The sequence below is a fragment of the Leclercia sp. S52 genome, from assembly GCF_039727615.1.
In the GTDB taxonomy this organism is placed as follows: domain Bacteria; phylum Pseudomonadota; class Gammaproteobacteria; order Enterobacterales; family Enterobacteriaceae; genus Enterobacter; species Enterobacter adecarboxylatus_B.
This window is the reverse complement of record NZ_CP152474.1, coordinates 2,688,522-2,712,137: the sequence shown is the minus strand read 5'-3', so window position 1 is coordinate 2,712,137 and position 23,616 is coordinate 2,688,522. Positions and strand designations below refer to the sequence as shown.

20 protein-coding genes and 4 pseudogenes are annotated in these 23,616 nt (G+C 56.5%); 11 read left to right on the top strand and 13 right to left on the bottom strand.

Annotated features, from left to right (window positions below; translation table 11 throughout):
- Window positions 1-23 precede the first annotated feature (23 nt).
- The 5 genes and pseudogenes from cysB (at window position 24) to acnA (ending at window position 4,724) form a co-directional block, all read left to right on the top strand.
- Window positions 24-999, top strand: a pseudogene (gene cysB / locus AAHB66_RS13030) (HTH-type transcriptional regulator CysB).
- A gap of 317 nt (window positions 1,000-1,316) precedes the next feature.
- The gene (locus AAHB66_RS13025; protein ID WP_347113223.1) at window positions 1,317-1,478 is read left to right on the top strand and encodes a YmiA family putative membrane protein; all 162 of its coding nucleotides are present in this window, start codon (window positions 1,317-1,319) and stop codon (window positions 1,476-1,478) included.
- Between the two features lie 2 nt (window positions 1,479-1,480).
- Window positions 1,481-1,651 (top strand): hypothetical protein, encoded by a 171-nt coding sequence (locus AAHB66_RS13020; protein ID WP_347113221.1) that lies wholly within the window; start codon window positions 1,481-1,483, stop codon window positions 1,649-1,651.
- 129 nt (window positions 1,652-1,780) lie between these two features.
- Window positions 1,781-1,879: a small membrane protein YmiC gene (ymiC, locus tag AAHB66_RS13015; RefSeq protein ID WP_337016595.1), complete on the top strand. Its 99-nt coding sequence runs from the start codon at window positions 1,781-1,783 to the stop codon at window positions 1,877-1,879.
- 168 nt (window positions 1,880-2,047) lie between these two features.
- A pseudogene (acnA, locus tag AAHB66_RS13010) lies at window positions 2,048-4,724 on the top strand (aconitate hydratase AcnA).
- Between the two features lie 47 nt (window positions 4,725-4,771).
- Here acnA and ribA read toward each other — a convergent pair.
- Complete coding sequence (ribA, locus tag AAHB66_RS13005; protein ID WP_106993149.1) at window positions 4,772-5,362, bottom strand: GTP cyclohydrolase II; 591 nt, start codon at window positions 5,360-5,362, stop codon at window positions 4,772-4,774.
- Window positions 5,363-5,559: 197 nt separating this feature from the next.
- On the opposite strand from ribA, the gene pgpB reads away from it, so the two are divergent.
- From pgpB to yciH, 5 genes and pseudogenes are all read left to right on the top strand, one after another.
- On the top strand, window positions 5,560-6,324 hold the full coding sequence (gene pgpB, locus AAHB66_RS13000) for a phosphatidylglycerophosphatase B (RefSeq protein WP_347113219.1): 765 nt from the start codon (window positions 5,560-5,562) through the stop codon (window positions 6,322-6,324).
- Between the two features lie 151 nt (window positions 6,325-6,475).
- On the top strand, window positions 6,476-6,784 hold the full coding sequence (locus tag AAHB66_RS12995; protein ID WP_347113218.1) for a LapA family protein: 309 nt from the start codon (window positions 6,476-6,478) through the stop codon (window positions 6,782-6,784).
- Window positions 6,785-6,790: 6 nt separating this feature from the next.
- Complete coding sequence (gene lapB / locus AAHB66_RS12990) at window positions 6,791-7,960, top strand: lipopolysaccharide assembly protein LapB (protein WP_347113216.1); 1,170 nt, start codon at window positions 6,791-6,793, stop codon at window positions 7,958-7,960.
- Window positions 7,961-8,142: 182 nt separating this feature from the next.
- Window positions 8,143-8,865: pseudogene (pyrF, locus tag AAHB66_RS12985) on the top strand (orotidine-5'-phosphate decarboxylase); the annotation flags it as partial.
- 15 nt (window positions 8,866-8,880) lie between these two features.
- Entirely contained in the window at window positions 8,881-9,207 is a 327-nt protein-coding gene (gene yciH / locus AAHB66_RS12980; protein ID WP_347116483.1) for a stress response translation initiation inhibitor YciH, read from the top strand.
- Window positions 9,208-9,322: 115 nt separating this feature from the next.
- Here the strand turns inward: yciH and osmB are convergent, their stop codons facing one another.
- From osmB to AAHB66_RS12965, 3 genes are all read right to left on the bottom strand, one after another.
- A complete protein-coding gene (gene osmB, locus AAHB66_RS12975; RefSeq protein WP_032611163.1) occupies window positions 9,323-9,541 on the bottom strand; it encodes an osmotically-inducible lipoprotein OsmB in 219 nt (72 codons plus the stop codon).
- A gap of 262 nt (window positions 9,542-9,803) precedes the next feature.
- Entirely contained in the window at window positions 9,804-10,559 is a 756-nt protein-coding gene (locus AAHB66_RS12970; RefSeq protein WP_347113214.1) for a DNA-binding transcriptional regulator YciT, read from the bottom strand.
- Between the two features lie 68 nt (window positions 10,560-10,627).
- On the bottom strand, window positions 10,628-10,810 hold the full coding sequence (locus tag AAHB66_RS12965) for a hypothetical protein (RefSeq protein ID WP_347113212.1): 183 nt from the start codon (window positions 10,808-10,810) through the stop codon (window positions 10,628-10,630).
- 192 nt (window positions 10,811-11,002) lie between these two features.
- Between AAHB66_RS12965 and AAHB66_RS12960 the strand changes: the two genes are divergently transcribed.
- The gene (locus AAHB66_RS12960) at window positions 11,003-11,872 is read left to right on the top strand and encodes a crotonase/enoyl-CoA hydratase family protein (protein ID WP_347113211.1); all 870 of its coding nucleotides are present in this window, start codon (window positions 11,003-11,005) and stop codon (window positions 11,870-11,872) included.
- Here AAHB66_RS12960 and pdeR read toward each other — a convergent pair.
- The 9 genes and pseudogenes from pdeR to sapA all read right to left on the bottom strand — a co-directional run bounded on the left by pdeR (window position 11,869) and on the right by sapA (window position 23,569).
- Window positions 11,869-13,860: a cyclic di-GMP phosphodiesterase gene (gene pdeR / locus AAHB66_RS12955; protein ID WP_347113209.1), complete on the bottom strand. Its 1,992-nt coding sequence runs from the start codon at window positions 13,858-13,860 to the stop codon at window positions 11,869-11,871. The genes AAHB66_RS12960 and pdeR overlap by 4 nt on opposite strands.
- A gap of 324 nt (window positions 13,861-14,184) precedes the next feature.
- Window positions 14,185-16,119: an exoribonuclease II gene (locus tag AAHB66_RS12950; protein WP_347113208.1), complete on the bottom strand. Its 1,935-nt coding sequence runs from the start codon at window positions 16,117-16,119 to the stop codon at window positions 14,185-14,187.
- Between the two features lie 88 nt (window positions 16,120-16,207).
- Window positions 16,208-17,215, bottom strand: coding sequence for a CMD domain-containing protein (locus tag AAHB66_RS12945; RefSeq protein ID WP_347113207.1), 1,008 nt, complete (start codon window positions 17,213-17,215; stop codon window positions 16,208-16,210).
- A 161-nt stretch (window positions 17,216-17,376) separates the two neighbouring features.
- Complete coding sequence (gene fabI, locus AAHB66_RS12940) at window positions 17,377-18,165, bottom strand: enoyl-ACP reductase FabI (RefSeq protein WP_347113205.1); 789 nt, start codon at window positions 18,163-18,165, stop codon at window positions 17,377-17,379.
- A gap of 123 nt (window positions 18,166-18,288) precedes the next feature.
- Complete coding sequence (gene sapF / locus AAHB66_RS12935; protein ID WP_333849328.1) at window positions 18,289-19,095, bottom strand: putrescine export ABC transporter ATP-binding protein SapF; 807 nt, start codon at window positions 19,093-19,095, stop codon at window positions 18,289-18,291.
- A gap of 1 nt (window position 19,096) precedes the next feature.
- A complete protein-coding gene (gene sapD / locus AAHB66_RS12930) occupies window positions 19,097-20,089 on the bottom strand; it encodes a putrescine export ABC transporter ATP-binding protein SapD (RefSeq protein WP_347116481.1) in 993 nt (330 codons plus the stop codon).
- Window positions 20,090-20,098: 9 nt separating this feature from the next.
- Window positions 20,099-20,980, bottom strand: a pseudogene (sapC, locus tag AAHB66_RS12925) (putrescine export ABC transporter permease SapC); the annotation flags it as partial.
- Entirely contained in the window at window positions 20,967-21,932 is a 966-nt protein-coding gene (gene sapB / locus AAHB66_RS12920) for a putrescine export ABC transporter permease SapB (protein WP_142489789.1), read from the bottom strand. The pseudogene sapC and the gene sapB, both read right to left, overlap by 14 nt.
- Complete coding sequence (gene sapA / locus AAHB66_RS12915) at window positions 21,929-23,569, bottom strand: ABC transporter substrate-binding protein SapA (protein WP_347113204.1); 1,641 nt, start codon at window positions 23,567-23,569, stop codon at window positions 21,929-21,931. The genes sapB and sapA overlap by 4 nt, the downstream gene beginning before the upstream one ends.
- Window positions 23,570-23,616 lie beyond the last annotated feature (47 nt).

Sequence of the window (23,616 nt, the reverse complement as noted above, 5' to 3'; positions counted from 1 at the left end):
TGCGCTCAATCGGATGGTCCGGCATGAAACTACAGCAGCTTCGCTATATCGTTGAGGTGGTCAACCACAACCTTAACGTCTCCTCGACCGCAGAAGGTCTTTATACCTCGCAACCCGGCATCAGTAAGCAGGTCCGCATGCTTGAAGATGAGCTGGGGATCCAGATTTTTGCCCGCAGCGGGAAACATCTTACCCAGGTGACGCCGGCAGGGCAGGAGATCATCCGTATCGCCCGCGAGGTGCTGTCGAAGGTCGATGCCATCAAATCCGTGGCAGGCGAACACACCTGGCCTGATAAAGGCTCGCTGTATATTGCCACTACCCACACCCAGGCGCGGTATGCGCTGCCGGGCGTCATTAAAGGGTTTATTGAGCGTTATCCTCGCGTGTCGTTGCATATGCATCAGGGCTCGCCGACGCAGATTGCCGAAGCGGTTTCGAAAGGCAATGCGGATTTTGCCATCGCCACCGAAGCGCTGCATCTTTATGACGACCTGGTGATGCTACCTTGCTATCACTGGAACCGCTCGATTGTGGTGACCCCGGAACACCCGCTGGCGGCCAAAACCTCGGTGTCGATCGAAGAGCTTGCCCAGTATCCGCTGGTCACCTACACCTTTGGCTTTACCGGCCGCTCGGAGCTGGACACTGCCTTCAATCGCGCTGGGTTAACGCCACGAATCGTCTTTACCGCCACCGATGCCGATGTGATTAAAACTTACGTGCGGCTGGGGCTGGGGGTAGGGGTGATTGCCAGCATGGCAGTGGATCCGGTCGCCGATCCTGACCTGGTGCGCCTGGATACCCAGGGGGGTGTTTGGCCACAGCACCACCAAAATTGGTTTCCGCCGCAGCACCTTCCTGCGCAGCTATATGTATGATTTCATTCAACGATTTGCGCCGCATTTAACCCGCGATGTGGTGGATACGGCAGTGGCGCTGCGTTCTAACGAAGACATCGAAGCGATGTTCAAAGATATTAAGCTGCCAGAGAAATAATACCCTGCGGTATCTTTCCTGCGGGAAAGATACCGTTATTCCCGTTTTAACCTGAATTAGAATCCTTCTCTTTTATCCTTTCATTTATCACAGTAACCATAGGGTTACAGCGCTTTTTATCCGACTCTGTTACAAAAAGGCAACTAAAATAGAAAATAAATAGCCGCTACGCAAATTCCCCGTTTCATTTATATCTATCTGCTCAAAAGAATAAATATTTCACCGTATACGATTCGTAAATTCGCTGGATTTTCAACTAAAGTTTCTTTAGGATTTATCTCAGTGATGATTACTTATACCAATTGTTTGGTAGCCAAATGATAAGCAAAGTCGATTGTACGAGGTTAGCAATGCCGTCAGGAAGTCATGAGCCGCAACGGGATACAGGGCTCAAGCGCAAAGCCTGGTTGGCGGTATTTCTCGGTTCCACGCTGTTTTGGGTGGTGGTGGCGTTACTGATCTGGAAATTCTGGGGTTAACTATGACGGTACAGGGGCGCAGTGAAGCAGTGAAACCTATGTGTCAGCAACGTGACACTCGCCGCAAGGTCCGTAAAGAAGTGACAGGTCAGGTGCCTGCTTCCTGGACGCTGTCACCGCAGCAGCAAGCCTTCATTGATTCGTTCGCAGAAGACGATACAAAAAAACAATAATTCTGCCGCTCAGGCGTAGTGCATAAATAATCCGGTGCGCTTTTGTACTCTTTAATAAATACACTTCAGCAATACCGAACTGAGCCAGACTCAGCCGTAAACAAATAAATAAAGACGGGTGTCACAATGATGAATAATATATCCGGAGTCAAATACTGGTCGTGGATCGCCGCGTTCTCTCTGTCGATTCTCTTCTGGTACCAGCTTATCTGGCTCACCCTACACTGAAAAATAAAGCCTCGCTCAAGCGGGGCTTTTTCTTTTTGACCTCGCCATTCCTCTGCAAATTTGTCCATTTGGGTTGTTATCAAATCGTTACGGTGACGATGTGTTATCTTTAATTACGGCCCTGATAAACGTCAGGGTATCGCAATCCCGGTAATTAAGGAGGAGCTTATGTCGTTAACCTTACGCGAAGCCAGTAAGGACACATTGCAGGCCGAGAACAAAACCTATCACTACTACAGCCTGCCGCTGGCCGCCAGGGAACTTGGAGACATCGCCCGTTTACCCAAGTCGCTTAAAGTGTTACTGGAAAATCTCCTGCGCTGGCAGGATGAGGTCTCTGTCACCGCCGAAGACATTCACGCTCTCGCCGGGTGGCTGCAAAATGCCCATGCCGACCGGGAGATAGCCTATCGCCCCGCCAGGGTGCTGATGCAGGACTTTACCGGCGTCCCGGCGGTGGTCGATCTGGCGGCAATGCGCGAAGCGGTTAAACGTCTCGGCGGCGATACCGCCAAAGTAAACCCGCTTTCTCCGGTGGATCTGGTCATTGACCACTCGGTAACCGTGGACCACTTTGGCGATGATGATGCGTTTGAAGAGAACGTGCGCCTGGAGATGGAACGTAACCACGAGCGGTATGTCTTTCTGAAGTGGGGCCAGCAGGCCTTCAGCCGCTTCAGCGTCGTTCCACCCGGCACCGGCATCTGCCACCAGGTCAATCTCGAATACCTCGGTAAGGCGGTGTGGAGCGAACTGCAGGATAAAGAGTGGGTGGCCTACCCGGATACACTGGTCGGCACCGACTCGCACACCACCATGATCAACGGTCTTGGCGTGCTGGGCTGGGGGGGTAGGGGGTATCGAAGCCGAGGCCGCCATGCTTGGCCAGCCGGTGTCGATGCTGATCCCTGACGTGGTCGGCTTTAAGCTGACCGGCAAACTGAGCGAAGGCATCACCGCCACCGATCTGGTGCTCACCGTGACCCAGATGCTGCGTAAGCACGGCGTGGTAGGCAAATTTGTTGAATTCTACGGTGACGGCCTCGATTCGTTGCCGCTGGCTGACCGGGCCACTATCGCCAACATGGCGCCGGAGTATGGCGCGACCTGTGGCTTCTTCCCGATTGACGGCGTGACGCTGGAATATATGCGCCTCAGCGGGCGCAGCAGCGAAAAGGTCGAGCTGGTTGAAGCCTATGCCAAAGCGCAAGGGATGTGGCGTAACCCGGGTGATGAACCGGTGTTCACCAGCACGCTGGCACTGGATATGGGCGAGGTTGAAGCCAGCCTCGCCGGGCCGAAACGTCCCCAGGATCGGGTGGCTCTGCCTGATGTGCCGAAGGCGTTTGCCGCCAGCAATGAGCTGGAGGTTAACACCGCGCAGAAAGATCGCCGCCCCATTGATTACGTCATGAACGGTCATCAGTACCAGCTGCCGGACGGCGCGGTGGTGATCGCGGCTATTACCTCCTGCACCAACACCTCTAACCCCAGCGTGCTGATGGCGGCCGGTCTGCTGGCGAAAAAAGCGGTCACCCTCGGCCTGAAACGCCAGCCATGGGTAAAAGCCTCGCTGGCTCCCGGCTCCAAAGTGGTGTCCGATTATCTGGCCCAGGCCCGGCTGACGCCATACCTGGATGAGCTGGGCTTTAACCTGGTCGGCTACGGGTGTACTACCTGTATCGGTAACTCTGGGCCGCTTCCCGATCCTATCGAGACGGCGATCAAGCAGGGCGATCTGACGGTCGGGGCGGTGCTCTCGGGTAACCGTAACTTCGAAGGCCGTATCCATCCGCTGGTGAAAACCAACTGGCTGGCATCACCGCCGCTGGTGGTGGCCTATGCCCTGGCCGGGAACATGAATATCAACCTCGCAACCGAACCGCTGGGGCACGATCGCAAAGGGGATCCGGTTTATCTGAAAGATATCTGGCCGTCGGCGCAGGAGATCGCCCTCGCGGTAGAAAAAGTCTCCACCGACATGTTCCGCAAAGAGTATGCCGAAGTGTTCGAAGGCACGGCGGAGTGGAAAAGCATCGAGGTGGCGCGTTCGGATACCTACAGCTGGCAGGATGATTCCACCTACATCCGCCTGTCGCCTTTCTTTGACGAGATGCTGGCGGAACCCAAACCGCTGGAAGATATCCACGGTGCGCGCGTGCTGGCCATCCTTGGCGACTCGGTGACCACCGACCACATCTCCCCGGCGGGCAGCATTAAAGCGGATAGCCCGGCTGGGCGGTATCTGCAGAGTCGTGGCGTGGAGCGACGCGATTTCAACTCCTACGGCTCGCGTCGCGGTAACCATGAGGTGATGATGCGCGGCACCTTCGCCAATATCCGCATCCGCAACGAAATGGTTCCCGGCGTTGAAGGCGGGATGACCCGCCATCTGCCGGGCACGGAAGTGATCTCGATTTACGATGCTGCCATGAAGTATCAGCAGGAAGGCACGCCGCTGGCGGTGATCGCCGGGAAAGAGTATGGTTCCGGCTCCAGCCGCGACTGGGCAGCAAAAGGGCCACGGCTGCTGGGCGTGCGCGTGGTGATCGCAGAGTCGTTTGAGCGTATCCACCGTTCGAACCTGATCGGGATGGGGATTTTACCGCTGGAGTTCCCGCAGGGGACATCGCGTAAAACGCTGGGGCTGACGGGGGAAGAGCGCATTGATATTGCGGATCTGCAAAGCCTGACGCCGGGTGCCACCGTACCGGTCAAACTGACGCGTGCGGATGGGCAAACCGAGGTCGTGAACTGTCGCTGTCGAATTGATACCGCGACCGAGCTGACCTACTACCAGAACGACGGCATTCTGCACTATGTGATTCGTAACATGCTGAATTAAAACGCTGTGGCCAGCCCGGCACGCCTTGCGCTGCCGGGCTGTTAATCTTACTCGCTCAGCAGATGTCCAAGCTTCGCCGCTTTGGTATCCAGATAGTGCTCGTTGTTCGGGTTACGGCCCACGATCAGCGGGACACGTTCAACGATATTGATACCGGCTTCGGTGAGGATCTCGACCTTACGCGGGTTGTTGGTCAGAAGACGCACTTCGTCCACGCCCAGCAGCTTGAACATATCGGCGCACAGGGTGAAATCACGCTCGTCGGCAGCAAAGCCTAACTGGTGGTTCGCTTCCACGGTGTCGTACCCCTGATCCTGCAGGGCATAGGCGCGGATCTTGTTCAGCAGGCCGATATTACGGCCTTCCTGACGGTGATACAGCAGGATGCCGCGGCCTTCTTCCGCGATATGCGACAGGGCGGCTTCCAGTTGAAAACCACAATCGCAGCGCAGGCTAAACAGGGCGTCACCCGTCAAACACTCGGAATGGACGCGAGCAAGCACTGGCGTCTGGCCGGAGGTGTCCCCGAACACTAACGCCACGTGATCCTGCCCGGTTGCCAGTTCTTCAAAACCCACCATCAGGAAATCGCCCCATGGGGTTGGCAGATTGGCTTCTGCCACACGTTTAAGCTGCATGTGATTCTCCAGAAAATGCTGACACGCCTTGTGTCTGTTGCCTGTTTGGCTGTCGGTATTGTCTTATTTTGCCACAAGCTGCGCGGGTTCACCTAATCACCGCCAGCTTAACGAACGTTAAACGCACAATCCGACATTTTTACGCAGCTCTGATTTTTCGGTTATGATTGTGGGGCTTATCGATAAAAGGAGACGACATGCTTTCAATTGCCCGCCGTACGGCGGTTGGCGCAGGGATATTGCTGATAATGCCTGTGGCTGTATGGATATCCGGCTGGCAGTGGCAGCCGGGCACAAATAGCGGATGGTTGAAGGCGCTGTTCTGGATCACGGAGACGGTCACCCAACCCTGGGGCATCATTACGCACACCCTGTTATGCGGCTGGTTTTTGTGGTGCCTGCGTTTTCGTCTGCGGGCGGCCATTATGCTCTTTGCCATTCTCGCCGGCGCGATCCTGATCGGCCAGGGGCTTAAATCTCTGGTGAAAGATCGGGTTCAGGAGCCGCGTCCGTTTGTCGTCTGGCTGGAAAAAACTCACCATGTCCCGGTCAACGACTTCTACAATTTAAAGCGTAAAGAACGCGGTGAGCTGGTGAAAGAACAGCTTACTGAACAACAGGCTGTGCCGACGTTTTTACGCAAGCACTGGCAAAAAGAGACCGGGTTTGCTTTCCCATCCGGACACACGATGTTCGCTGCAAGCTGGGCATTGCTGGGGGTAGGGTTGCTGTGGCCGCGTCGGCGCACGTGGACCATCGCCTTTCTGCTGGTCTGGGCGACGGGTGTAATGGGAAGCCGACTGCTGCTCGGCATGCACTGGCCGCGGGACCTGGTGGTTGCCACCCTGATGTCGTGGCTGCTGATCACCTGCGCCACCTGGCTTGCTCAGCGCGTCTGCGGCCCACTCACGCCGCCGACAGAAGAGAAGCGGGAAATAGCCGACAGAGACCAGGAAAGCTGACTGCGGTTGAAATTCTCATATTTAGCCGCAGATCTAAGCGTGGCGCGATGCTTTTTCCATTTCGCGCCCGTCCTGAAAATGGTAGTTTATAAGGCTGGCTACGCGATGTTGAATACTCTTTATTCGCTCAAACCACATAACGGGAAGTAATGTGAAATATTTACTCATTTTCTTACTGGTACTGGCGATTTTTGTCATTTCCGTCACATTGGGTGCGCAAAACGATCAACAGGTAACCTTCAATTATCTGCTGGCGCAAGGCGAATATCGGATTTCCAGCCTGTTGGCGGTACTCTTTGCGGCGGGCTTTGCGATCGGCTGGCTTATTTGCGGCCTGTTCTGGCTGAAAGTTCGGGTTTCACTGGCCCGCGCCGAACGTAAAATTAAACGTCTTGAATACCAAATTGCGCCCCCGACCGAAGTTCCGGTAAGTTCAGGTGTGCCGGTAGCGAAGGAATAATCGACGATGCTGGAGTTGTTGTTTCTGCTTTTGCCTGTAGCCGCAGCCTATGGCTGGTATATGGGCCGCAGAAGTGCGCAACAAACAAAACAGGATGAAGCTAACCGCCTTTCACGCGACTATGTCGCCGGGGTTAACTTCCTTCTGAGCAACCAACAGGATAAAGCGGTAGACCTGTTCCTCGAGATGTTGAAAGAGGATACCGGCACCGTTGAGGCCCATCTTACTCTCGGCAATCTGTTCCGTTCCCGTGGTGAAGTTGACCGCGCCATCCGCATCCACCAGACCTTAATGGAAAGCGCCTCATTAACCTATGAGCAGCGTCTGCTGGCCGTACAGCAGTTGGGCCGCGACTATATGGCGGCAGGCTTGTACGATCGCGCCGAGGAGATGTTCAACCAGCTGGTGGATGAAACGGATTTCCGGATCAGCGCCCTGCAACAGCTTCTGCAGATTTATCAGGCCACCAGCGAATGGCAGAAAGCGATCGATGTTGCGGAACGTCTGGTGAAGCTGGGCAAAGATAAACAGCGCGTTGAAATCGCCCATTTCTACTGCGAACTGGCCCTGCAGCAGATGGGCAATGAAGACATGGATAAAGCCATGGCGCTTCTGCGCAAGGGCGCTGCCGCCGATCGCAGCAGCGCGCGCGTCTCCATCATGATGGGACGCGTGTACATGGCGAAAGGGGATTACCAGAAAGCGGTAGAGAGCCTGCTGCGGGTCATCGACCAGGATAAAGAGCTGGTTAGCGAAACCCTGGAGATGCTGCAAACCTGCTATCAGCAGCTGGGTATGGCCGAAGAGTGGGTGGCATTCCTGCGCCGCTGCGTGGAGGAGAACACCGGGGCCTATGCGGAGCTGATGTTGGCGGATGTGGTCCAGGAGCATGAAGGCAGCGACACGGCGCAGGTTTACATTACCCGCCAGCTGCAGCGTCATCCCACCATGCGCGTGTTCCACAAGCTGATGGATTACCACCTGCACGATGCGGAAGAGGGGCGAGCCAAAGAGAGCCTGATGGCGCTGCGCGACATGGTTGGCGAGCAGATCCGCAGCAAGCCGCGCTATCGCTGTCAGAAGTGCGGTTTCACCGCCTATACGCTCTACTGGCACTGTCCGTCGTGCCGCGCATGGTCCACCATTAAGCCGATTCGCGGCCTCGATGGGCAGTAATTTTTAAAAAAATCGCACTTTAGTTACAACATACTGTTGATGAGTTGTTAGGCTGGCCGGTGCGCGCTGTGGTCCGGCAGGAATGAAAATGGAACCTGTTAATTTCATTGACGCACAGGTAGAATGCACGCCGTTTAACATTCCCGCGCCGATGCGGCGCCCATCGACGAGAAGGTCCGGTCATGACGTCTGTAGCTCCCTCTTCTTCCCGTGCAGTTACTGAATCTCCTGTTGTTGTCGCTCTGGATTACAACAATCGCGATAACGCGCTTGCGTTCGTTGATCGTATTGACCCGCGCGACTGCCGCCTGAAAATCGGCAAAGAGATGTTTACGCTCTTTGGCCCGCAAATCGTGCGCGACATGCAGCAGCGCGGTTTTGATGTCTTTCTGGATCTGAAATTCCACGATATTCCTAATACCACGGCCCATGCGGTAGCCGCGGCGGCCGAGCTGGGCGTCTGGATGGTGAACGTCCATGCCTCAGGGGGGGCGCGGATGATGACCGCAGCCCGTGAAGCCCTGCAGCCTTTCGGCAAAGATGCACCGTTACTAATTGCCGTTACCGTGCTGACCAGTATGGAAGCCAGCGACCTGCTGGATCTTGGCGTCACGCTGTCACCGGCTGAGCATGCCGAGCGTCTGGCGCGCCTGACGCATAGCTGCGGCCTGGATGGCGTTGTGTGCTCAGCCCAGGAAGCGGTGCGCTTCAAAAGCGTCATCGGCCAGGACTTTAAGCTGGTCACCCCGGGCATTCGTCCTCAGGGCAGTGATGCCGGCGATCAGCGCCGCATTATGACCCCTGAGCAGGCGCTGGCGGCGGGCGTGGACTATATGGTTATTGGTCGTCCGGTGACTCAGTCTGCGGATCCGGCACAAACCCTGAAAGCCATCAACGCATCACTTAATAAGGGGGGCGTAATGCGCGATACCAACAGTCGCCTGGTTTATTCGACCGACACCGGGCGCATCGATGAACCGAAAGCGGTCGCTGAGCGCCCGAAAGGCGACGGCATTGTGCGAATTCAACGCCAGACCAGCGGGCGTAAAGGGAAGGGTGTCTGTCTCGTGACCGGCATTGATGCCGACGATGCCACCCTGGCATCCCTTGCCGCCGAACTAAAGAAAAAGTGCGGCTGTGGCGGAGCCGTCAAGGATGGCGTCATTGAGATCCAGGGCGACAAGCGGGATCTGATTAAATCCCTGCTGGAAGCAAAAGGGATGAAAGTGAAATTAGCGGGCGGTTGACGCGTATCAGAAACAAATAAGCCACGGCCTGAGCCGTGGCTTAATATTCTTATGTTCTGCTAAGACCAGAAACAGCAAGGCCTTATAAATGACTGCGATGGCAATCGGTATTTATTTACTTGCTAACCTCGTGACCGATAATCCCACCCACCGCGGCACCACCTAAGGTACCCAGGGCACTACCATCAGTTAAGACTGAACCACCGATTGCGCCAGCACCGGCACCAATCGCGGTGTTACGACTCTGTTTACTCATGCCGGAGCATGCGCTCAGTGACAACGCCAGCGTGACAGCCAGCATAGCAGCGGATAATTTTTTGCTGTTAATAGACATAACTCATTCTCCTGAAATAGTGATCCACGGAAATAGCTCTGCTTAAATAAGTGTAAAACTCTTAAGCCAGTTTTCCATGAAACTGTTCGCGCAGGCGTTACAAAATCACGCAGGTGATAGTCACTTCCTGTTATATCGCTAACATTAATTCTACGTCTTTATCACTGATCCAACAGGTAAATAGTCTTAAAGGAATGGTCAGAATAATCTCAGAGCGGCAGGGCAGGGAAGAACGCCCGACGAGACGGGCGTAGAGGTAGGCTCAGGCAGGTTTTTTAACGATATCGACGATCAGGCCGTCGTGCTGCAGCGTCTCGCTGTGGGCCGCTTTGATGCCCTCATCGGTGATCACCCGACTGAAGCGGGAAACAGGGCCCATAGTGTAGGGATGCACCGCACCAAATTTGGTGCTGTCGGTCAGGACAATGGCCTCAGCGCCTTTCTCCAGCACCGCGTTAACCACGTCCGAACGCATCATGTCCCGCCCGGTAAAGCCGGTCTCCGGCTGCCAGCCATCGATGCCGATAAAGGCCTTGCTGAAATGAACCTGCTGCACATACTGACGCGTCAGCGGGCCAACCATACTTTCGCTTTTTTTCTGATAGATGCCGCCCAATAAAATCACTTCGCTGCGCGTCTCTTTCAGAAGGTGAGCAATGTAGCTGCTCACCGTTACGATGGTCACTTCCTCTTTCTGCTCGGCCAGGGTACGCGCCAGCAGGGCGTTACAGCTGCCGTTCTCGATAAACACCGTTTCACCGTTATTGACCAGCGAGGCGGCAAACTCTGCCAGTTCGCGTTTCAGGGCGTAGTTGTTCATCATGCGCGTTTCGACATCTTCGCTGTCGAGCGGTACGGCGTAGCCATGCGCGCGGCGCAGATAACTCATTTTTTCCAGAAGATTGAGGTCCTGGCGGATGGTGACTTCAGACACGCCGGTACTTTTAGCCAGATCAACGACGCTCACACGTCCTGTGTCGATCACCATCTGTAATATTATTTGTTGTCGGGAATTCATAGCATCCATATTAAAACGGCCGAGCCGTTAGTTGAAAACTGACATAACCACGCGAGCTGCTGCGACCTTTAAACTTCCCACGGTGATTTAGGCGGTACTTCGTCAGGGCTTTTTTGCGCGCCTGCCTGGGTCAGTAATTCTGATTTTAAAATCTCGAGATTACGCAGAGCAGAGTTCACATCACCTGCAACCAGAATATCCAGCACAGTATCAATACGTTGGGCAACTTTCAGTGCATCGATATCAGACATAATCTCATCCCTAAATGAAAAGTGAATAAATTCAATGATGCAGAAATTGAAGGCAAAAGAGAAGGGAAAAAGTGTGCTAACGAAAGTCCATTAATAGTAATGATATTTTCATGCTTCTCTATACAGAGGACTTTGGGAGTGGATTAGTCTAATTCTGCGCGCAAGGCGCTTTTTTCTATGAGGAATTGGACTATGACAATTATCAATCAGGCTACCTGTAAACTGTTCACTGATTCTGTACGATTCACCCAACTCGCAGCGTACTATGAAGAGGAAAGACGCACCGTGTGGATGATGCTGCGAGCTCAGCCACGCCCTTGCTTCAATCATGCCCTGATAGAAGAGATCATGAACCTGTCCTGGCTGGTCAGGCAGTCCGGGTTTGAGGTCGATTTTTGGGTAACCGGATCGCTGGTACCGGATATGTACAATACCGGGGGCGATCTACGCTTCTTTGTTGAGTGTATTGAGAATGGCCGTCGCGAAGCGCTTCGGGCGTATGCCCGCGCCTGTGTGGACTGTGTCCACGCGGCGTCGCGTGGCTTCGATACCGGGGCGATCACCCTGTCGATGGTGGAGGGCAGTGCGCTTGGCGGCGGATTCGAGGCCGCGCTGGCGCACCACTTCCTGCTGGCACAGCGGGATGCCCGTATGGGCTTCCCGGAGATCGCCTTTAACCTCTTCCCCGGCATGGGAGGCTACTCGCTGGTGGCACGCCGTTCAGGCATGAAGCTGGCAGAGGAGCTGATCTACAAAGGGGAGTCCCACACGGCGGAGTGGTATCAGCAGCAGGGGCTGGTGGACGTGCTGTTCGAACCCGGTCAGGGCTACGTGGCAATACGGACCTTCATCGACACGTTACAACCTAAAATGAACGGCGTCAGGGCCATGCTGCGCGCCCGTCAGCGGGTATTGCAGTTGCCGCGCAGTGAGTTGATGGACATCACGGAAGACTGGGTAGACGCCGCATTCTGCCTGCAGGCGAAGGATGTGGCCTACATGCAGCGGCTGGTTCAGCTTCAGGATCGCCACACCGCATCAGGCCTGCGTAAAGCCAGCTAACGCGCGTTGCGTGACTGATAACGTTTAAACCATCGCTCGAATGCGACAGCGGGCATGGGCTTAGCAAAGAGAAAACCCTGTCGTTCGTTGACGCCATTCTTTGTCAGAAAGGCGTCTTCTTTTGCGCTCTCTACCCCTTCAGCAATCACCTGCAAATTCAGCGCCTGGGCGACGGCAACAATCGCGCGCACCAATGACTGCGACACCGACTGCTTATGAATATCCCGGACAAAAGCCTGATCGAGCTTAATGGCGTCGATAGGGAAACGAGCCAGCTGCGACAGCGACGAATAACCGGTACCGAAGTCATCAAGATGGATCTGCGCCCCCAGCTTGCTGAACTGCTGGATGACCGACAGTGCCAGCTCTTCGTTCTCAATCAGGCAGCTTTCCGTCAGCTCCACGTCAACCGGGCAGTACTCAAAATTGAGATCCTTCAGCGCCTGTTTCAGATCGCTGAAGATGGTCTGATCCGCCAGTTGGCGGGCCGAAACGTTGACCGCCACGCGCAGATTAATGCCTTTATCGCGCCATTTGGCGATCTGGCGCACCACATCCAGCATGACCCAACGGCCCAGCGGCACGATGAGCCCTGACTCTTCGGCATAGGAGATAAACTCCAGCGGCGGGATCAGCCCGCGCTCCGGTGACTGCCAGCGCACCAGCGCTTCGAGGGTTTTAACCTCGCCCCGCCAGGTAATTTTCGGCTGGTAGTGGATCACCAGCTGGTCGTTATCCAGCGCCTTGCGCAGGTTGGTGTCCAGCCAGAGGTATTCAAAGACGCGCTGATTCATCTCCGGCGAGAAGACGCAGAATGTGCCGCGCCCGTTCTCTTTGGCGGTATACATAGCGGTATCGGCATTGCGGATCACGCTTTCGCGATCGGTCCCGTGCTGGGGGGCGAGGGAGATCCCCAGAGAACAGCCGGTATAGACTTCAATTAAACCTATCCGGAAGGGCTGGCGCAGCCGGGTCAGGATCCGCGAGGCCATCGCCTCCAGCGCGCCCTGCGAGGTGCCGGTGGCCAGCACGATGAACTCATCTCCGCCCAGACGGGCCAGCACCTGGCCATCTTCCAGGCAACTGAGGATCGCCAGCGCCACCGCCTGTAAAAGCTGATCGCCAAACATATGTCCGTAGGCGTCATTCACCTTTTTGAAATTATCGAGGTCGAGATAGACCACGCCCACCTGGGTGTCGCCGCGCGTATCTATCGCTTCGCTGATAAGGTCGTGGATGGCATTGCGGTTTGGCAGGCCGGTGATGGTATCGGTATTGGCGAGCACCCGGAGCCGCTCCTGGGCGCGGCGCTCTTCGGTAATATCCGTACCGGAACAGATAAGGAAAATTTCATTTTTGCCGCTGCCGCTGTGCACAAATTTATTACGAAACAGGAACAGGCGTTGCCCCTTGCGGGTTTTGATCCAGCGCTCCACTTCGTAGGAGCTACCGTCCCGGAAAAAACCGCTGATATTACGGCGGGAGGCGGCGGCTTCGCTGCGGCTCATGAATAGCTTGAAAACGTTCTGGCCGATGACCTCGTGCTCTTTCATGCCGGTGTATTCTTCGCTCAGGCGGTTGAAGCGTTGAATATTGCCGTGCCGGTCGAGGATGACGATGACCGAGTTGGCTTCAGAGACCACCTGCTCGGCAAAGGAGAGACCCTGCGCCAGATCGCGGGCGACGGCGGAGGTGTCGTGCCAGGCGGAGGCGGTCCCGGCCCACTCTTTTTTATTTATTTTGCGGCCCACCAGATGCACGGGTACCTCGGTACCGTACAGGGAGAGCGTCATGGTTATGCTGGAGGTAATCACCGTCATCTGGCGAATATGACTGGCCTGTTCATCGGAGAGTGCTACAACTTGCGTCGTATCGGCACTTTCACTGGCCGCAAGATGGAGAGCATTGCTGTCCGCCGTCAGCCGCCACCAGGGACTGTGGGTGCCCATGTAACGAAACAGCAAATTTTGCTCCAGATCGTCAATCATGCTCTCTCCCAGGCGCACTTAATTGCATAGATTATGCATTTCCAGTCGGTTTAATCGCGCTAAAACGGCGGTGATCCCGAGCTAAACTTATTGTTTTTTCCCGGTATTCTTATATTAGAACGAGAATGGCGAAAAAGGATACAGGCGAATCAATATTCCTGTAACGCAGTACGACGTGAACACGCCCGCCGCTAATAATTGTGATCGCTTTTTGCAATTTGTGGGAGGAAAAGGTAAGGAAAAATGATGTGAATGGGGTTTTAGCAGTAATAAAAAAAGTCGGATCACCCGGGAGGGTGAATCCGACTTTTTAGCAGGTGACAATCAGACGGCAGGGCGGGCGATAACGCTGCGTGTTTCCATGCGCACTTCAGCGATAGTAACGTCGATAACTTCGGTCACTTTAAAGGCCACTTCACCTTTGATCTGAACGGTGCCGTTCTCCTGGCTGCAGACCAGTTCATCACGCACGGCATGCAGGAACGGAGCCGGAATAAAAGCCACGGCGCCGTTATCCACCAGACGAACACGCATGCCGCCACGGCTGATATCAATGATCTCCGCCGCAAAACGGGTGTCAGTCCCGGCTTTGTCTTTCAGGAAGCGGGCATACAGCCAGTCACCCACATCGCGTTCTGCCATGCGGTTAAGACGACGACGCTCTGCCATCTGCACGGTGGTCTCGTCCTGCGGACGGGCGATGGTCTCACCCTTGACGATCGCTTTCAGCAGACGGTGGTTTACCATATCGCCATACTTACGGATCGGGGATGTCCAGGTCGCATAGGCTTCCAGACCCAGGCCAAAGTGCGGGCCCGGTTCGGTGCTGATCTCCGCGAAAGACTGGAAACGGCGAATGCGGCTGTCGAGGAAACCGGACGGCTGCGCATCCAGCTCACGACGCAGCTTACAGAAGCCGTTCAGCGTCAGGACCTCCTGCGGATCGACGTGCACGTCGTGGGTCTTCAACAGGGCAGCCAGCGCTTCGCTGTTGGCCGGATCGAAGCCGGTGTGCACGTTATAGATACCGAAACCGAGCTGGTCGCGCAGGACGCGAGCCGCACAGATGTTCGCCGCAATCATCGACTCTTCAACAATGCGGTTAGCGATACGACGCGGTTCAGCAACGATATCCAGCACTTCGCCTTTTTCACCGAGAATAAAGCGATAGTCAGGGCGATCCTTGAACACCAGCGCGTGGGTCTTACGCCACTCGCTGCGGCTCAGACAGACGCGCTGCAACAGACGGATCTGTTCGGCGATGGCGTCACTAGCAGGCTGCCAGCTACCGCTGTTTTCCAGCCAGTCAGACACCTCGTCATACACCAGCTTGGCTTTCGACTCGATGGTCGCGGCAAAGAATTCGATGTTCTCTTCGATGGTGCCATCGGCAGCAATGGTCATGCGGCAGGCGAGAACCGGGCGCACTTCATTGGCGCGCAGCGAGCACAAGTCGTCAGAGAGTTCGCGCGGCAGCATCGGGATGTTGAAGCCCGGCAGATAGTTGGTGAAGGCGCGGATTTTGGCAGACTCATCCAGCGGGGTGCCTTCAGCGATCCAGGCCGTTGGATCGGCAATCGCCACGGTTAACAGCAGTTTCCCGTCAGCCTGTTCTTCCACATACAGCGCATCGTCCATATCTTCGGTGCTGGCGCTGTCGATGGTGACAAAATTGAGGGCGGTAAGATCGCGACGTTCCAGACCTTCGTCCAGCATCTCCGTCGCCACGCCTTCTGGCGCTTCTTTTTCCAGATTATGGCGTGCCAGGGTAACCCACCATGGCACGAAATGGTCGTCGCCAAAGGTAATGAACTGGGTCAGCTCGGCATAAAAACCGCGGTCGCCCTTCAGCGGGTGACGGCGCATTTCAGCCACGGCCCAGTCACCTTCTTTAAAATCATGCGCAACGCCGCGCTCGGCGCGGCAAGGGATGGCATCCTTCAGCAGGGGATGGTCCGGGATGATGGAGAGGCGGTCATCTTTACGGAGTACCTTCCCCACAAAGCGGGTCAGGAACGGTTCGATCAACGCTTCAGGCTCGGCAGACTCACGATCCTTTTCGCTATGGATCACGGCGGTAATACGATCGCCGTGCATCACTTTCTTCATCTGCGGAGGCGGAATGAAGTAACTTTTCTGTGCATCGACTTCAAGGAAGCCAAAGCCTTTTTCCGTGGCTTTTACGACCCCTTCAGCACGTGGCGTCTGGGAATGCAGTTGCTGTTTAAGCTGCGCTAGCAGCGGGTTGTCCTGGAGCATAGTGATCTATTTTCGTAGCCATTGAGCGGCTGACAGTTTTACGCGAATCTCACTGCTACAGCAAGCGCTCTTTAGGTAATTAGTATGGTTATTCGCCTCTGCCAATGGCGATTTTCAGACGGTTCAACCAGCCGCAAAAAGCGCTCCAGGTCAGCAGGTTGATAGCCTGAGCCGGAGGAAGCCCCTCGTCGGTCAATGGGGTAAACTGCGCGGCACTGAACCGATCCGGGGAGCGCGTAAGCTGTTCTACGGCGCGCCTCACCGCCTCATCCGGTATATCGACTTGCTGCGCGGCATGGATCCCGCTAACCAGGATTTCGCCGGTGTAATCGAGGATCGCCGGCTCATGGCACAGCACCGGCGTGAGCTGCTGCAAGAGCGGCTCGGTCTGCCAGCGCTCAAGCGACGCCAGCTGTTGCGCGCTGGCGTTCCGTTGCTCAACGCCCGGCACCACAGGCTCCCAGGCGTCCCTATTCAGTGCACTGTCATCAATCAGGGCGTGCGGCGGGATGTGGTGCCCGGGCAGCCAGCGGACAGGGTGTCCGAGCAGAGCCTGGAACACCGCCACCACCCGCGCCTGAAAGCCGACGAAGCCGATAATCTGATTGATGGTCACGATGTCATACACCGTCAGGCCCACCTCATCGAGTTCCTGCTGTGCTTTGCTGTCGATCACGTCGGGTGAGCTGGCAAGCTGCCGGGCATACTGGGTGATCTGGGCGAGGCGGCGATTACTTTCACGGGAGGAGTCAGGACCGGGGAGCGGGGCGAGCAGGGCGGCGTAGTGATTACACAGACGCTGCACGCCGCACACCTGGGCCACCGTCAGCGCGGTGCTGAAGCGGTCATACGCGCTCAGCGTGCGCAGGCGATTGACCGGCACGGCGCGCGGGAAAAAGAGGTCACACAGCGCCCGGGCCGGGGTTAACCAGCGCTCACAGGCCGCCAGCAGCGATGCCGGTAAAGTGAGGTTCAGCAAAAAACGATCCGCGACCTGTGCGGCTTCGGGAACCAAAGGCAGGACTTCCGTCGGGCTGCTACTGGACTGGGTCTCATGATACCAGTGGCCTTTGCCAGAAATACGGCGTTGTTCCATGTGCGTTCCTTGATCTCAAAATGGCGATCAATATCCTGGCGTAAGGCGGATAAGCGGAAAAATATTGTTAGGTGATAACAAATAGCGGAACGGAATAACGAGGGGAAAAATGGGACGGAACAGCAGGCAAACCTTCCCGCCGCAGCGGGAAGGTGACGAACTTATTTGATTTCTAACTCGTTCATTGCAGCGATGTTGAAACCGCCGTCAACGTGAACCACTTCGCCGGAGATGCCAGCAGAGAGGTCAGAGCAGAGGAACGCCGCGGAGTTACCTACGTCTTCGATGGTGACGGTGCGACGGATTGGGGTCACCGCTTCGCAGTGCGCCAGCATTTTACGGAAGTCTTTGATGCCGGAAGCGGCCAGAGTACGGATTGGACCCGCAGAGATCCCGTTCACGCGCACGCCTTCAGGACCCATGGCGTTCGCCATATAGCGCACGTTAGCTTCCAGAGAGGCTTTCGCCAGACCCATCACGTTGTAGTTCGGGATAGCGCGCTCAGCACCCAGGTAGGAGAGGGTCAGCAGGGCTGAGCCCGGATTCAGCATGGTGCGGCAGGATTTGGCCATCGCCACAAAGCTGTAGGAGCTGATGTCGTGAGCAATTTTGAAGCCTTCACGGGTGACCGCATTCACGTAGTCGCCATCCAGCTGATCGCCTGGTGCAAAACCGATTGAGTGAACGAAACCGTCAAATTTCGGCCAGGTTTTTGCCAGCTCAGCGAACATGCCATCAATGCTTTCATCTTCTGCAACATCGCATTCCAGAACAATGCTGGAACCCAGCTGCGCGGCAAACTCTTCTACGCGGCCTTTCAGCTTGTCGTTCTGGTAGGTGAATGCCAGCTCAGCGCCTTCGCGATGCATCGCCTGTGCGATACCGTATGCGATAGACAGTTTGCTGGCAACGCCAGTTACCAGAATGCGCTTACCGGAAAGAAAACCCATAGCTCTAATCCTTTTATTCATTGTTGTGGCGGCTGTCAGCTGTACGGTCAGCCGTCGTTAAAACGCGGCGATGATAGCATGTGTCACAGACAGTGAAATCCGACCACTCTGTACAGGGGATGGTCAGCGATCTTTGCGCCACGCATCGGCGGTTAAGGCTTCGCCAAAATGCCCGGCGATTAAGCGTTTCGTCAGATCGTGAAGCGGCGAAGCCAGTACCGACGCGGTACTGCCGCGCTCAACCACCGAACCTTCATGCATCACCATCACCTGATCGCTGATGTGCTTCATCATCCCCAGATGCTGGGTCACGTAGATATACGAGATACCCTGTTTCTCCTGCAACTCCAGCATCAGGTTGATTAACTGTGAACGCATCGACATATCCAGCGAGGCCAGCGCTTCGTCAGCGATAATCACTTTTGGCCGCAGGATCAGCGCGCGGGCAAGGCCGAGACGCTGTTTCTGCCCCGGTGCCAGCATGTGCGGATAGTAACTGACGTGATCCGGCAGCAGCCCGACCATTCGCAGGGTTTCAATAATCTGCTTACGTCGCGCCTCAAACTCGAGATCGGTATTCAGACGTAGCGGGAAATCGAGGATCTGCGAGATGCGCTGGCGCGGGTTCAGCGAGGTAGAGGGATCCTGAAAAATCATGCGGATCCGCTGACTGCGGAACGAGTAATCGCCAAACTTCAGCAGATGGTCGTCAATCAATACTTCGCCATCGGACGGTTCGATCATCCCGGCCAGCATTTTTGCCAGCGTCGATTTCCCCGAACCGTTTTCACCGATAATCGCCAGGGTCTGCTTTTCGCGCAGGGTAAAGCTCAGCGGTTTCACCGCTTCGACGGTCTGGCGGTGGAACAAACCAGTGCGATAGCGAAAGGTTTTACTCAGGTTGCGCACTTCCAGCAGGGTTTCGACCATGTCACTCTTTCTCCATGTTCAGCGGGAAATGGCAGGCAAACAGATGGTTTCTCGGCCCGGCAAGGCGCGGGGTTTCAATGCATTTCCGCTGTGCATAAGGGCAGCGCGGCCCCAGACGACAGCCGATCGGCAACTGCTCCAGCAGCGGGATCGCCCCCGGCAGGGTGTTGAGACGGCTTTTATGCGGCATGGAGTTGCCAAAATCGGGGATGGCGCGGATCAGCGCCTGGGTATAGGGGTGATGCGGCATGGTCACCAGCTCCTCGCTGCCGGCGGTTTCCACGGTCTGACCGCAGTACATCACGTCAATCTTATCCGCCCATTTGCTCAGCATCTGCAGGTCATGGCTGATCAGCAAAATGGTGGTGTTATTGTTCTGATTAAGCCGGGTAAGCAGGCGGAAAATCTGCGCCTGGGTGGTGGGCTCCATCGCGTTGGTCGGTTCGTCGGCAATCAGCAGGCGCGGCTGGTTGGCGAGCGCAATGGCGATCATCACTTTCTGGCACTCGCCGTCGGTCAGTTCATAGGGGAAGCTGCGCATGGCATCTTTATGATCCTTGATCCCCACCCGGTGCAGCAGCTCAATGGCCCGGCGTTTACGCCAGCCAAAACGCTGCCACCAGCGGCCTTTATAGGTCCAGGCGGGTATGTTCTGCATTAGCTGTTTGCCTACCCGCTCCGACGGATCGAGACAGGACTGCGGCTCCTGAAAGATCATCGACACGTTGTGGCCCACCAGCTTGCGTCGCTCGCGGACGGAGAGGCGCAGCAGATCGATATCATCAAAACGCATGCGATCGGCAGTGACGCGCCAGTTATCTTTCGCCACGCCGCAAATGGCTTTGGCAATTAAGCTCTTGCCGGAACCCGACTCGCCAACCAGGCCGCGGATCTCGCCTTCGCTCAAGGTAATGCTGACCCGGTCAACCGCTTTCACCCAGCCTTCGCCGGTTTTAAATTCAATCGTCAGATTGCGAATATCCAGTAACGGCATTATTCCACCCCCCGCCACTATGGCGCGACGAATGCCGTCGCCAAGCAGGTTTACCAGCAGTACGCTAATCATAATCGCGGCGCCCGGCAGCATCACCGTCCAGGGAGCCACGTAGATCAATTCCAGCGCGTCGCCCAGCATCGCTCCCCATTCCGGAGAAGGAAGCTGCGCGCCCAGATCGAGAAACCCGAGCGCGGCGATATCGAGGATCGCCATCGACAGGGCGCGGGTGATCTCAGTGACCATCCCGGAAGCGATATTGGGCAGCACCGCGAACCACAGAATATTTAAGGTGGTTGCGCCATCCAGACGGGCGGCAACCACGTACTCTTTTTCCAGCTCATCGTGAACCAGGCTATAGACCGAGCGCACCATGCGCGGCAGCAGCGCCAGCCACACCGCAAACATGGCGTGGATCAGGTGCGGCCCGGAGAAGGCCACCACGATGATTGCCAGCAGCAGCGACGGGATTGACAGCAGAGTGTCGAGAATATGGTTCGTCACCGCCGAACGCAGGCCGTGGGTTGCTCCGGCGACAATGCCCAGCACCAGACCACACAGCGTCGCCGCCAGGGTGACAATAAAGGCACCGCCCACCGTGGGCGCCGCGCCGCTCAGCAGGCGGCTCAGGACATCGCGCCCCAGGTCATCGGTGCCGAGGAAGAAGGAGACCTCGCCGTAACGCGACCAGGAGGGCGGCAACAGCTGATAGCCAAGGAACTGCTGGTCGATGCCGTAGGGAGCAAACCAGGATCCCATGATGCACAGCAGCACCAGACCGCCGCAGCCGTACAGGCCGATCATCGCCGTGGTGTCGCCGTAGAAATTACGCCACACGGTGCGCAACGCTCCGGGCGTGCGCTTTTCACTGTATACGCTATCGTAAGGCATACCATTCCTTATGTTTCAACGGGTTAGCCATAGCGCCCAAAATATCGGATATCACGTTAACAATAATCACCAGCGCGCCAATCACCATCACGCCAGCGGAGATCGCGGCGTAGTCCTGCTGGCGGATGGCGTTGATCAGCCAGCGTCCGAGACCCGGCCAGCTAAAGACCATCTCGGTAATCATCGCCAGGGTCAGCATGGTGGAAAACTGCAGGCCAAGACGCGGGATCACCGGCGGCAGGGCGTTATGCAGGACGTGGCGGCGGAGAATCGTCAGCCGCGACAGCCCGCGCGTGGCGGCGGCTTTGACATAGTTCTGATCGAACACCTCGATGGTGCTGATGCGCATCAGGCGGATCACCTCAGTGGTCGGCGCAACGGCCAGCGCCAGCACCGGCAACACCATGTGGCGCACGGCGCTGATAATCATCTCATGGCGCCAGACCGAATCTGAGAGCCAGGCGTCAATAATCGCAAAACCGGTAACCGTCTTCACCGCATACAGCAGGTCGAAGCGCCCGGAGACCGGCAGCCAGCCAAGCGTCAGCGAGAAAAAGAGCGTCAGCAGCAGCGCCAGCCAGAACACCGGAACCGAAAAACCGAGCAGGGCGATGGCGCTGATCAGTTTATCCTGCCACTTGTTGCGGGTGATCCCGGCGAGCATCCCGACCGGGATCCCCACTACCAGCGCAAAGCCGAACGCCAGGATGCATAACTCCATGGTGGCGGGGAACACCTCTTTCAGCTGTTCGGCGATGGGCTGGCCGTTAATGCTCGAGACGCCGAAGTCCCAGTGCAGCACGCCTTCAAACCAGAACCACCATGCGTTCCACAGGGAAGCGCCCTGAAGCGGCGCATGGGGGGTGAAATAGCTCAGACTGAAGCCGACAAAGGTCAGAAAGAAGAGGGTGATCAGCAGCAACAGCAGCCGACGTAAGGTAAAAATAATCACGGTTTTTTCACCTCTTCTTGCTGTTCACGGGAGACGCCGGCAAAGGACGCGTTACCAAACGGACTGAGCACCAGGCCTTTAATATCGTAACGGTAAGCCTGCAGACGCAGGGAGGAGGCCAGCGGCAGCACCGGCAGCTCTTTGGCCAGAATCACTTGCGCTTCGTCATAGGCATCGATGCGCGCCGCCAGCTGCTGGGTAGACAGCGCTTTGCGCAGGATGTCATCAAACTCGCGATGACACCAGTGGGCATAGTTGGTCTGCGAATCGATGGCCGCGCAGCTCAGCAGCGGCCGGAAGAAACTGTCCGGGTCGTTACTGTCGGTTGCCCAGCCGGCAAGGGTTAAATCATGGTTCATGTCCATCAGGCGCGCCTCCTGAAAACGGCCTTCCACCGGGATAATCACCACCTTGACCCCCACCTGGGCGAGGTCGGCCTGCAGCAGTTCGGCGGTCTTCAGCGGACTCGGGTTCCAGGCCTGGGAGCTGGTGGGCACCCACAGTTGCAGGGTGAGGTTCTCCGCCCCCAGCGCCTTGAGCTGCTCGCGTGATTTATCCGGGTTGTATTCAGTAATTTTAGCCTCGCTATCGTAAGCCCACGAGGCGCGGGGCAGGATTGAGGCGGCGGTTTCTGCGGTACCGTAGTAAATGGACTGCATCAGACGCTGGTTATTGATCGCCAGCGCCAGGGCGTGACGCACCGCCGGATTGTTCAGCGGCGGTTTATTAGTGTTAAACGCCAGGTAGGCGATGTTCATTCCCGGGCGCAGCGTCAGGCGCAGACGCGGATCGTCGCGCAGGATGGTCAGCTGGCTGGCGGCGGGCCAGGCCAGCACATCGCACTCGCCGGTGAGCAGCTTCGACAATCGGCCTGTCCCGCCAGAGCCTAAATCCACCACTACCTGGGGCATCAGCGGTTTGCCGCGCCAGAATTTCTCATGGCGTTGCAGACGCACATACTGCCCGGCGCGATACTCGGCGATCTGGAACGGCCCGGTGCCCACCGGCTGGCGATCCATCAGCTCCTGTTTATCCTGCAGGGTCAGCTGGGTGGCATATTCCGAGGACATCACCGAGGCATAATGCGTCGCCAGATGCCACAGGAAGGAAGCATCCGGACGGGCGAGGGTGAACTCCACCGTGCGGTTATCCAGCTTGCGCACGTTTTTCACCGTATCCGCAAACTGCAGGCTGTCGAAGTAGGGGAAACTGCCGCCGTTCACGTAGTGCCACGCATGGTCGCGGTTGAAAATACGCTGGAAGGTGAAGACCACATCGTCCGCATTCAGTTTGCGGGTGGGTTTAAACCACGGGGTGGTCTGGAAGTTCACATCGTCGCGCAGACGGAAGCGGTAGGTGGCACCGTTGTCTAACACCTCCCAGCTCTCGGCCAGCTCCGGTACCAGGCGGTAGGTATAAGGGTCGACATCCAGCAGGCGGTCATACAGCTGCGCGGCGAGGGTGTCGACGATCAGGCCGCTGCTCGCTTTTTGCGGGTTGAAGGTGTTGACCTGCCCACTGACGCAGTAGACAAAGCCGCTGTCGCGAATATCGGCGCGATCTGCAGGCGTGGGCGCAGCAAAAGCCTGGCTGCTTAACAGACCGAGCGCAATCAGGGACGAGAAAACCAGACGCATAATTTTTAAGGTTTTTAGTGACGATCTGCAAAGTGTATCGCACTTAC